This window comes from Actinosynnema sp. NPDC023658, assembly GCF_040639995.1.
Lineage (GTDB): Bacteria > Actinomycetota > Actinomycetes > Mycobacteriales > Pseudonocardiaceae > Actinosynnema.
This window is the reverse complement of sequence record NZ_JBFAAX010000197.1, coordinates 1-10,139: the sequence shown is the minus strand read 5'-3', so window position 1 is coordinate 10,139 and position 10,139 is coordinate 1. Positions and strand designations below refer to the sequence as shown.

Genomic DNA, 10,139 nt, shown 5'->3' with positions numbered 1-10,139 from the left:
GTGCGGCCCAGTCGTGACTGGCTGATCACCGAACCGGATCAGGAGGTCGCCTCTCCCGGCCCGTTCCCCGTCGGCGCGGCGGACGTCGCGGCGGCGCGGGCGGCGACGACGGCGTTCGCGGACCTCGACCACTGCTTCGGCAGCGGCGGCATCCGTGCCGGCGTGGTCCACTACCTCGACAGCATCGTCTCGGGTCTCCTCACGGGGTCGCGCGACGACGTCATCGGACGGCAGCTCCTGGCCACCGCGACGCGGCTCACCGAACTCGCCGGGTACATGGCGGTCGACACCGGGCAGCCCGGTCTCGCCCAGCGGTACTACATCCAGGCGCTGCGGCTGTCCCGGGCGACGGACGACCAGGGGATCGGCGCCTACGTGCTGGCGTCCGGCATGAGCCGGGTGGCGCTCACGTCGGGAAGCCCGCGCGAAGCCGTCCAGCTCGCCCGCGTCGCGCAGGAGGGAGCGAGGGGGCGTGGTGCGCCGACCGCCGAGGCCGTCTGCCTCGCGGCCCAGGCCCGTGGCCACGCGCTGCTGGGGGACGCGCGGGCCTGTGAGCGGGCCGTCGGCAAGGCGGTCGAGGTGCTGGAGCAGGTCGGTCCCGACGGGAAGCCGGGATGGGCGGAGCACGTCGACCGGTCCTACCTGGCGGAAGAGCGGGCCCGTTGCCTCCGGGACCTCGACCAACCGGCGGCAGCCGCGCGGTGGGCGCTGGAAGCCCTGCGGGGCTGTCCACCCGACCGCGCACGACGCCGGGCCCTCCGGCTGCTGCTGCTGGCCTCGACGCAGCTGCGGCTGGGTGACGTCACCCGGAGCTGTGACACCGCGGCGCGAGCCGCGAAGGTGCTCGACGGACTGCACTCCGCACAGTGCACCGCCGACTTCGCGGAGTTCTGCGGGCTTCTCGGTGCGTCGGGGCACGCGGACGAAGCCCGTGCCCTGCTCGACGGGCCGGGCGGGGACCGGCTCGCCGCGACGTGACGAGCGCGGTGGACCGCCGTCCACCCGAGTGCGCCGGTCACCGGATGGCGCAGTGGCGCCGTGCGCGCTCGGGCTCCGGACGGGATCGAGGTGTTCGGCGCGCGGTGTGCGGGCAGGTGCGGGGCCGACCGACCGCCCTCACTCGGGTGCGGTCAGGTCGCCAACCGTCGCCAGGAGGCCAGGAACACCAGCGCCGCCAGGAGCGAACCGGCCGAGGCGAACGACGTGGCACCCAGGTATACGACCCACTCGTAGTCGTGGTCCCGCACCACCTCGGCCAGGCCGGCGCGGGCGAGCGGCACGCCCCACAGGATGCCGCCCAGGACCAGCCCGACCACGGCCGCCACCGCCGCGAACGCCACGATGACGACCCGGCCGACCCGGCGAGGGCCGTCGTAGCGGTGCAGCGCTCCGCGGCGGGCCAGCCACCACGACGCGAGCGCGGCCAGGGCCAGGGCGATCGCGTCCGCGGCGAGGGTGTCGCTGAGCCGGTGCCACTTCGCGGTGAGCGTGTAGTGGCCGATGCCCACCGCCCACGGCAGCAGGAACAGGAGCACGACGCCGCGCCACCGGTGAGGCGTGACGATCACGGCGGCGAACAGCACGGTCATGGCGATCGCGGTGTGCCCGCTGGGCAGGCTGTTGTGGGTGTAGTCGCCTGCCACCTCGACCAACGGGGGTCTCACCAGCACGAACCGCTTGAGACCCTGGACGACGACCTGGCCGAGCACGATCACGCCGACCGCCGCGGCCGCGAGGTCCCACCGCCGCCGCAGCACGGCGATCGACGCGATGAGCACCACGGCCACCGCCAGCGAGTAGACGGTGATCCCGTCCAGCGCCCGCCACGCCTGACCGGCGTCCGCTTCGTCGACCTGGTCCGCACCGCGCAGCGCGGCGTTCTCCAGCGCCTGCCCCGTCTCCGTCCACACGGCGAGCAGGTAGACCAGCACCGCCACGCCGAAGGCCGCGAGCGCGATCACCGCCCACCGCCGGGGCCGGATCGGTGCCGCGACCCGCTCCGGCCGTTGGTCCGCCCGGTCCTCCACCGCCACGCCCACGTCCTCCCGCCCGCACGATCGGAGGTCCATCATGGACCAGCCCGCCACTCACCGCCCGGTGTGGCACCGCTGCGACCGTGGACGGCATTTCGCGGCATGGCGTCCTCTCCCGACCTTTCTCCGCTTACCTGCTCGGCTCCCGGTGAGGATGCGGCTCTTCGGAAAGGCTCAGCCCCGGCGGCAGGGAATAGTCGTCCGAGGAGGGGTGCGGCCTGAGGAGAACGTCGCACGCGTCTGTCCGCACCCGTTCGCACTATGGCCAACCCGGTGCGGCTTTGCCATGCTGTCGTCGCTCGATTCGCTCTGCCAGTAGGGAGATCGAGGAACCGCCGTGGTCGATCAGACCTCCTCACCCGATGGCCCCGAAGAACTCCCCGTCGGTGACGACGGTGTGTTCGCCAGCGCGCGACGGGTGGTGACGCGGGAGATCGAAGCGTCGTTGTCCCGGGTCGACGGTGACGAGGCGCGAGCGCTCGTCGAGGCCGTCATCGGGTGCGAGCGGGTCTTCGTCCTGGGCGCGGGGCGGTCGAAGCTGGCCGTCGACGGGTTCGCGATGCGGTTGGTGCACCTGGGGTTGACCGCGCACGTCGCCGCGGACGTGACCACGCCGGCGATCGGTCCCGACGACCTGCTGATCGTGTGCAGCGGCTCGGGCGAGACGCCCGGTGTGGTGTCGATCGCCCACCAGGCCACCCGGGCCGGGGCACGGGTCGCGGTCGTCACCGCGGTGCCGGAGTCCACGCTCGCTGAGCGGGCGGACCTGGTGGTGCGGCTCCGCGAGTACAACCAGGACCACGAGCTGTCGGCGTCGACCCAGTTCGTCGGCACGCTGTTCGAGCAGGCGGCGTTCGTCTTCTTCGACTGCCTCGTCATCGTCATGCAGAGGCTGGGCGGGGTGTCCGCCGAGGACATGTTCGCGCGCCACACCAACCTGGAGTGAGACGGGGAGGGCGGCATGGGTTCACCGGCACCGATCACGTGCACCAACACCAAGGCCGACTTCGGGCGGGAGCGCCTGGTCGACTGGATCGACCACGTCGTCCTCCCGCACGCCGAGGCGTTGGCGCGGCTGTCCTTCTTCGCGTGCGTGCCGCACCCGTTGCTGGTGCCCGCGGCGGAACGCTTGAACGGCAGCGGTGTCGTCGCCGGGGCGCAGGACTGCGCCGCGACGGGCGAGGCAGTCACCGGTGAGGTCGACGCGGAGCTGCTCGTCGAACTGGGGTGCCGCCACGTCATGCTCGGCCACGCCGACCGCCGGCGCGTGTTCCACGAGGACGACGCCTTCGTCGCCCGCAAGGCCGAGGCGGCCTCGACGGCGGGCATGACCCCTGTCGTGTGCGTCGGAGAGGACGACCGCCTGCCGGCCGACACGGCCTCCCGCCACGTGGTCGCGCAGGCGCGCGCCGTGGCCGGTCGCCTCGGCATCGGCAGGCCCGTCCTGTTCCTCTACGAGCCGACGTGGGCGATCGGCGCGCGGGAGGGCGCCGACCCGCACCACGCCGCGACCGTCCTGCGAGCGCTGCGGGCCGGAACGGCAGGACTCGACGCGCGCTTCCTGTACGGCGGTGCCGTGGTCCCGGGCACCTACACCGCGCTGCGCGCCGCGGGGGACTGGGACGGCGTCGGCATCGGCCGCGCCGCGAAGGACGTCGGGATGCTGGCCGAGGTCACGGCCGAACTGCTCGACGGCCACCGGTGAACCGGGGTCGACCGATCGGGACCGCCGTGACGGCGGGCGGTGCCGATTCCGGTGGTTCGGCGGTCAGGGCAGGATTTCCAGGGTCGCGTTGCCGTTGAGGGTGTTGATACCCGTTGTGGCGCAAGCGGTCAGGCTCAGGGACGGCTGCGCGACCACGCGGGTGACCGCGCTGCCCTGGCCGAGACCGGAGGACACCGAACCCACCGAGGTGATGACGGTGGTGCCGTTGGCCAACGTGGCGACGGTGTTGGTGAAGAAGGCGATCGTGCTGCTCTGGCCGGTGTTCCACTGGTAGGTGCGGATGCTGGTGTCGGTCGGCGGCACCAGCGCGAGCAGGCAGCTCTGCTCACCGCCGTTGGCGGTGGTGCCGGTGGCGCTGCTGACGCCGGTCAGCAGTGACGTGCAGCTGTAGTTCTCCGTCGAGGAGACCGCGGTGTCCCGCGTGGTGTTGGTCAGGGGAGGGGTGTAGTCCGTCCTCTGCGAACCGACCGCGCACACGATGGCGACCGGTGCCGCCTGGGCGGAACCCGGGACGACGACCACACCGGCCGCGGCGAGGCCGAGCGCCGCTCCCGCGGCTGCGGTGATCCGGATGTGTCGTGACTTCGTGGCATTCATGGGGAATTCCCTCGAATCGGGTGCGGAGGCCGCAACCCTCACATCTTCTCGGGGGATACGTCCATACGCCGTACGGGTTACCGTGCCGGTCGGCGAGATCGTCCGGACGGCCCGGCGGATTCCCCTCGGTCGCGAATCCCTGGTGTGATTGGATCATTGTTGCGACTATTCCGAGTGGAATAGTCACGGTCACGGGCGGGGTTCGGCTCCGGTATTCGCGGGGCTGCGCCAGACCGGTTGGATCAGGGGTCCGTCCGGCAGGACGACCGGATCACCGAGGCGGGGGAACCCGACGCGCTCGTACAGCGCCAGGCTCCTCGGGGAGCTCGCCTCGGCGTAGCAGCCGACGCCCTCGCTGTCGCACCAGGACGCGAAGCCCGCCATCAGCTCCCGGCCCCAGCCCCGGCCCTGCGCCTCCGGCCGGGTGCCGATGTAGTTGCAGTAGAGGTGGGGTGGCAAGCCGTGACGGCGTCGTCCCAGCAGTCGCGTCAACGTTCCGACGGCGTCGGCCAGGTCGCTCAGCCCCGGGTGGTGCAGGGCGTCGTCCTCGGCGGAAACGCCGTGCCAGCCGGGCGGGTACGCGAGGTAGGCGCACTCGTGGCCGGGGGAGGCCATCACGAGTCCGCCGTGGTCGGCGGTCGACTCCACGACCGCCTGGAGGAACTCCGCCGAGCGGCGCGGGCGGGTGGTCTGGTCGGGGAAGAGCCACGCGAACAGCGGGTCGTCACGGAACGCGCTCGCCAGGGTGTCCACCACCCGCGGGTGCTCGTCACCGGCGACCCGACTCAGCGGCAGCCCCGGTGCCCGCTCCACGCCGCTCACGGGTTCACCGCGCGATCAGGGCACATGTCGGGCAGGTGCCCGGCGACGAGGTCGTCAAACTCCGGCACCGGTCCGCGGACGGGAATTACAGCCGAACGTGTACCCGCCGGCCCGGACCGGGCGGCCCGGCGCGCTCGACACCGGAGAGGTGGAACGTTCACCGGACGCCACTGCGCCGGCCGATCCTCCCGGCCACCTCGCGCAACCAGATGTGCCCGGCGTCCTGGGTGTGCACCGGGTGCCACCACATCGCCTCCTGGACCGGCACGGCCGGGAACGGGCAGGGCAGCGTGCGCACGCCGGGGGTGGGGAAGAGCTCGACCAGGCGTTGCTGCGCCAGGGCGACCCGTCGCGTGCCGGCCACGAGCAGGGGCAGGAGGTGGAACGACGGCACGGAGACGTCGACCCGTGGGCTGATGCCGAGCATGCTCAGCTGGCGGGTGACCGGGGCGTCGTAGGCCCGCTGGTAGACCGCCCAGGGCAGGCGGGCGCGGTCGTCGAGGGTCAGGTCGTCGCCCACCACGGGGTGGTCGGCGGCGACCAGGCACACCCACTGGTCGGTGAACAGCTCGACGGCCGGGAAGCCGTCGATCACGCCGTGCGGGAGCAGCAGGCCGTCCACCGTGCTGAGCACGGTGCCCAGGTTGTCCAGGACGGTCGGCGTGGTCTGCCGGAAGGTCACGTGCACGCCGGGCGCGACGTCGTGCAGCTCGCGGGCCAGGGCCACGCCGAACACCGCCGCGCCGTAGTCGGACGACATCAGCGTGAACTCGCGGGCGTCCGTTCGCGGGTCGAAGTCGGCCTGGCTGGTGAACACGCGTTCCAGCACGTCGCACGCGGTGGCGGCGCGGTCGCGCAGGACGGCTCCGAGCGGGGTCAGCTCGTACTGCGAGCCGGTGCGCGACAGCAGCGGGTCGTCGAAGTGCCTGCGCAGCCGGGCCAGGGTGGCGCTCATCGCGGACTGCGTCACGCCGATCCGCCGGCCGGCCCTGGTGACGTTGCGCTCCTCCAGCAGCGCCCGCAGCGCGACCACCAGGTTCAGGTCGAGGCTGGACAGGTTCACCGGCACCCCACTATCCACCGCGTGGATGACAACCATCACGAACATTCATTTCCGTGATCCTTTGACGCCGGTCACAGTAGTCCTCACGACACGGGAGGACACCTCATGCCAACACCGCCGCACGGCGTCCGGTTCGCGCTCGGCACGTTCTCGGAACCGGGGAGCCCGTCGTTCCCCGGCCTCGTGGTGGACGACCGCGTGGCCGACCTCGGTCGGGCCTTGGAGTGGCGGCCCGCCTCGACGCTGGACGTGCTGGACCGGTGGACCGAGGCGCTGCCCGCCCTGCACGGCGTGGCGCTTGACGACGCGCTCGACTGGAGGGCGTTGGACGGGTTGCGGGTGCACGCGCCGGTCGCGCCGCGGCAGGTGTTCCAGTCCGGCGCGAACTACCGGCAGCACGTGATCGACCTGGTGGTGGCGCACCGCCCGGCGGACTCCGCGGAGAGCGAGGAGCAGGCACGGGCGCGTGCCGCCGAGCTGATGGACCGCCGTGCCCGCGAGGACCAGCCGTACGTGTTCATCGGCCTGCCGTCCGCCATCACCGGGCCGTACGACGACGTGGTGCTGCCGTCGTGGTGCGAGCAGCCGGACTGGGAGCTGGAGCTGACGGCGGTGATCGGCACGCCCGCGCACCGCGTGTCCCCGGAGGAGGCGTTGCGGCACGTCGCCGGCTACACCATCGCCAACGACCTCACCGCCCGCGACCTGGTCTTCCGCCCCGACATGCGGGAGATCGGCACGGACTGGCTCCGGTCGAAGAACGCGCCCGGCTTCACCCCGCTCGGTCCGTACCTCGTGCCCGCCGAGTTCGTCGTCGACCCGTCCGACCTGCGGCTGACGCTCAAGCTCAACGGCGACACCATGCAGGACGAGTCGACCAAGGACATGATCTTCGACGTCGCCCGCGTGGTCTCCTACGCCTCGCAGACCACCACCCTGCTGCCCGGCGACCTCGTGCTCACGGGCTCGCCGGCGGGCAACGGCGCGCACCACGGCCGCCTGCTGCGCGACGGCGACGTCATGGAGAGCACCATCACCGGCTTGGGCGTCCAGCGCACCCGCTGCGTCGCGGAGGACCGGGCGTGAACCGCGGCGACCCGGAGAGCGCCGTCGCCGCGGCCGCCGAGGCGTGCTCCAACTGGGGGCGCTGGGGCGAGGACGACGTGCTCGGCACGCTCAACTTCCTCACCGCGGACAAGCGCCGCGAAGGGGCCGCGCTGATCCGCCGGGGCGTGAGCTTCTCGCTGTCGCAGCGGTTCGACGTGAACGGCCCGCAGAAGGGCTGGCGCAGGCGGACCAACCCGGTGCACACCATGCTCGACACCGGGACCGACGCGGCGGCCGGGCTCCAGGGCTTCCCGCACGGCATCGGCGGCGCGGACGACGTGATCGCCATGCCGTTGCAGTGCTCGACCCAGTGGGACGGCCTCGGGCACATCTTCGACCACGGCAAGGCGTGGAACGGCCGGGACGCGGCCACCACCGTCACCTCCGAGGGCGACCTGGTCACCGGCATCGAGCACATGGCCGCCCACGTCGCCGGGCGCGGCGTGCTGCTCGACGTCGCCCGGGTCGTCGGTGACGGCGAACTGCCCGACGGCTTCGCCATCACCGAACACCACCTCACGGCCACCGCGAAGGCGCACGGCGTCGAGGTCGGCCGCGGTGACGTCGTGCTGGTCCGCACCGGCCGGCTGGCCCGCGCCAAGCGGGAAGGCTGGGGCGACTACGCGGGCGGACCGGCGCCGGGCCTGTCGTTCACCACGGCGTCCTGGCTGCACCGCACCGAGATCGCCGCGATCGCCACCGACACCTGGGGCTTCGAGGTCCGCCCCAACGAGTTCGACCACGCCTTCCAGCCGCTGCACCAGGTCGTCATTCCCCACATCGGGTTGCTGGTGGGGGAGATGTGGGACCTGGACGCGCTGGCTGAGGACTGCGCCGTCGACGGCGTGCACGAGTTCTGGCTGACCGCCGCGCCGCTGCCGATCACCGGGGCCGTCGGCTCGCCGGTCAACCCCGTAGCCGTGAAGTGACACCCCTCGCCGTCCTGCAACACGAGGAGCCCCGATGACCCGAACCGTGCTCGTCCTCGGCGGCGGCACCGCCGGGAACGCCCTGACGGTCCTGCTGCGCCGCGCCGGACACGCCGTCGACCTCGTGGAGGCCGAACCGGACTGGAACGCCACCACGGGATCCGGTATCACGTTGCAGGGCAACGCCTTGCACGTGCTGCGCGAGGTCGGTGTCGTGGACGACGTGCTGCGCGAGGGGTTCCCGTTCGACGAGCTGGGCATCCTGGCGCCGACCGGCGAGGTGCTGGCCGTGCAACGCGGGACCAGGATCGGCGGTGACGACCTGCCCGCCACCGTGGGCATGCAGCGGCCGGGGCTCCAGCGGATCCTCATCGACGCCGTGCGCGCGTCCGGCGCGTCGGTCCGGCTCGGCGTCACCGCGACCGGCCTGGACCAGGACAGCGGCGAGGTCGCCTTCTCCGACGGCACGACCGGGCGGTACGACCTGGTCGTCGGCGCGGACGGCCTCAACTCCGCCACCCGCCGGCTGATCGGCGTCGAGGACCGGCCCGTGCCCACCGGCATGGCCATCTGGCGCGCTCCGGTGCCGCGCCCGACGGGCCTGGAGCACACCCGGATGATCTACGGCGGCCCGTGCTTCATCGCCGGCTGCTGCCCGACCGGTCCGAACACCGCCTACGCCTACCTGGTCGAGCGCAACCGCGACCGCAACGCCGTCGACCCGTCCGCCCACGCCGCGGAGATGCGGCGCCTGGCGCAGGGCTACGGCGGACCGTGGCCGGAGATCCAGGCGGCGCTGACCGACCCGTCGGTGGTCAACTACACGTGGTTCCACCGGCTGCTGGTCGAAGGACCGTGGCACCGCGGCCGGGTCGTGCTCGTGGGCGACGCCGCCCACGCCTGCCCGCCGACCCTCGCCCAGGGCGCGGCGATGTCGTTGGAGGACGCGCTCGTCCTCGCCGACCTGCTGTCCACCCGGAGCACCTGGGACGACGCGCTGCTCACCGAGTACCGCGACCGCCGCTACCCCCGCGTGCGCGAGGTCGTCGACGGCTCGGTCCAGCTGGGGCGGTGGCTGCTCGACGGCGTGCGCGACGCCGACGTCCCCGGCCTCGTGGGCCGCACGACGGCGATGCTGGCGCGGCGCCCGTGACCAGCCCGACCGTGATGGCTCCGACCGTCGACGTGCACGCGCACGTCCTGCTGCCCGAGGTCGACCGGCTCGTGGCCGACGAGCCCGGCTTCGCCGCCGCACGCGAGCTGGACGCCCGCCGCAACGGCCCCGAAGCGCTGGCCGTCAGCGGCGCGATGGTCCGCGATCGACTCCGGCTGCTGACCGACGTGGCGCACCGGCTGGCCGCGATGGACGCCACCGGCGTGGACGTGCAGCTGGTGAGCCCGTCACCGTCGCACTACCACTACTGGGCGGACCGCGAACTCGCCCGCGTGGTGTGGGAAACGGCCAACACCGCGACCGCGAAGCACTGCGCCCACGCCCCGGAAAGGCTGCGCGGCCTGGGGTTGGCGCCTCTGCAGCACCCCGACCTGGCCGCGCGGGCCCTGGAACACGCCTTGGGCGAAGGACTGGCCGGGGTGCAGATCGGCAGCCACGCGCCCGGTGTGGAACTGTCCGACCCGGCCTACGAGCCGTTCTGGCGGCTGGCCGCCGACACCGGCGCGGTCGTGTTCCTGCACCCCTTCGGCTGCACCCTGGACGAGCGGCTGGACCGCTGGTACCTGGCCAACAGCGTCGGCCAACCCGTCGAGAACGCCGTCGCACTGTCCCACCTGATCTGCTCCGGCGTGCTCGACCGCCACCCCGGTCTGCGCGTGCTCGCCGCGCACGGCGGCGGCTACCTGCC

General features: G+C 72.9%; 10 protein-coding genes and 1 pseudogene. 7 read left to right on the top strand and 4 right to left on the bottom strand.

Features of this window, described 5'->3' with window-relative positions:
- A pseudogene (locus AB0G02_RS20425) lies at positions 1–978 on the top strand (hypothetical protein); the annotation flags it as partial.
- Positions 979–1,130: 152 nt separating this feature from the next.
- Here AB0G02_RS20425 and AB0G02_RS20420 read toward each other — a convergent pair.
- Positions 1,131–2,072 (bottom strand): phosphatase PAP2 family protein, encoded by a 942-nt coding sequence (locus AB0G02_RS20420; RefSeq protein ID WP_360796656.1) that lies wholly within the window; start codon positions 2,070–2,072, stop codon positions 1,131–1,133.
- A gap of 298 nt (positions 2,073–2,370) precedes the next feature.
- On the opposite strand from AB0G02_RS20420, the gene hxlB reads away from it, so the two are divergent.
- Positions 2,371–2,979 carry a 6-phospho-3-hexuloisomerase gene (gene hxlB / locus AB0G02_RS20415; RefSeq protein WP_360796653.1) on the top strand — a complete coding sequence of 203 codons (609 nt, stop codon included), beginning with the start codon at positions 2,371–2,373 and terminating at the stop codon, positions 2,977–2,979.
- A 15-nt stretch (positions 2,980–2,994) separates the two neighbouring features.
- Positions 2,995–3,738, top strand: a complete 744-nt coding sequence (locus AB0G02_RS20410) for a triose-phosphate isomerase family protein (RefSeq protein WP_360796650.1) — start codon at positions 2,995–2,997, stop codon at positions 3,736–3,738.
- A gap of 63 nt (positions 3,739–3,801) precedes the next feature.
- On the opposite strand, the gene AB0G02_RS20405 is transcribed toward AB0G02_RS20410, so the two are convergent.
- The 3 genes from AB0G02_RS20405 to AB0G02_RS20395 all read right to left on the bottom strand — a co-directional run bounded on the left by AB0G02_RS20405 (position 3,802) and on the right by AB0G02_RS20395 (position 6,286).
- Complete coding sequence (locus AB0G02_RS20405; RefSeq protein ID WP_360796647.1) at positions 3,802–4,356, bottom strand: hypothetical protein; 555 nt, start codon at positions 4,354–4,356, stop codon at positions 3,802–3,804.
- A 189-nt stretch (positions 4,357–4,545) separates the two neighbouring features.
- Positions 4,546–5,178 (bottom strand): GNAT family N-acetyltransferase, encoded by a 633-nt coding sequence (locus tag AB0G02_RS20400; RefSeq protein ID WP_360796644.1) that lies wholly within the window; start codon positions 5,176–5,178, stop codon positions 4,546–4,548.
- Between the two features lie 157 nt (positions 5,179–5,335).
- Positions 5,336–6,286 carry a LysR family transcriptional regulator gene (locus AB0G02_RS20395; protein ID WP_360796641.1) on the bottom strand — a complete coding sequence of 317 codons (951 nt, stop codon included), beginning with the start codon at positions 6,284–6,286 and terminating at the stop codon, positions 5,336–5,338.
- Positions 6,287–6,346: 60 nt separating this feature from the next.
- Between AB0G02_RS20395 and AB0G02_RS20390 the strand changes: the two genes are divergently transcribed.
- The 4 genes from AB0G02_RS20390 to AB0G02_RS20375 form a co-directional block, all read left to right on the top strand.
- The gene (locus AB0G02_RS20390; protein WP_360796638.1) at positions 6,347–7,327 is read left to right on the top strand and encodes a fumarylacetoacetate hydrolase family protein; all 981 of its coding nucleotides are present in this window, start codon (positions 6,347–6,349) and stop codon (positions 7,325–7,327) included.
- Positions 7,324–8,277: a cyclase family protein gene (locus AB0G02_RS20385; protein ID WP_360796635.1), complete on the top strand. Its 954-nt coding sequence runs from the start codon at positions 7,324–7,326 to the stop codon at positions 8,275–8,277. Before AB0G02_RS20390 ends, AB0G02_RS20385 begins: the two co-directional genes overlap by 4 nt.
- A gap of 34 nt (positions 8,278–8,311) precedes the next feature.
- Positions 8,312–9,430 carry an FAD-dependent oxidoreductase gene (locus tag AB0G02_RS20380; RefSeq protein WP_360796632.1) on the top strand — a complete coding sequence of 373 codons (1,119 nt, stop codon included), beginning with the start codon at positions 8,312–8,314 and terminating at the stop codon, positions 9,428–9,430.
- Between the two features lie 14 nt (positions 9,431–9,444).
- The coding region (locus AB0G02_RS20375) for an amidohydrolase family protein (RefSeq protein WP_360796629.1) at positions 9,445–10,139 on the top strand (695 nt) is incomplete at its 3' end.

What these genes read in the sequence shown, in the direction of transcription:
- AB0G02_RS20420 (WP_360796656.1), bottom strand. Translation starts at nt 2,072, where the DNA reads ATGATGGACCTCCGATCGTGCGGGCGGGAGGACGTGGGCGTGGCGGTG.
- AB0G02_RS20410 (WP_360796650.1), top strand. Translation starts at nt 2,995, where the DNA reads ATGGGTTCACCGGCACCGATCACGTGCACCAACACCAAGGCCGACTTC.
- AB0G02_RS20405 (WP_360796647.1), bottom strand. Translation starts at nt 4,356, where the DNA reads ATGAATGCCACGAAGTCACGACACATCCGGATCACCGCAGCCGCGGGA.
- AB0G02_RS20395 (WP_360796641.1), bottom strand. Translation starts at nt 6,286, where the DNA reads ATGTTCGTGATGGTTGTCATCCACGCGGTGGATAGTGGGGTGCCGGTG.
- AB0G02_RS20390 (WP_360796638.1), top strand. Translation starts at nt 6,347, where the DNA reads ATGCCAACACCGCCGCACGGCGTCCGGTTCGCGCTCGGCACGTTCTCG.
- AB0G02_RS20380 (WP_360796632.1), top strand. Translation starts at nt 8,312, where the DNA reads ATGACCCGAACCGTGCTCGTCCTCGGCGGCGGCACCGCCGGGAACGCC.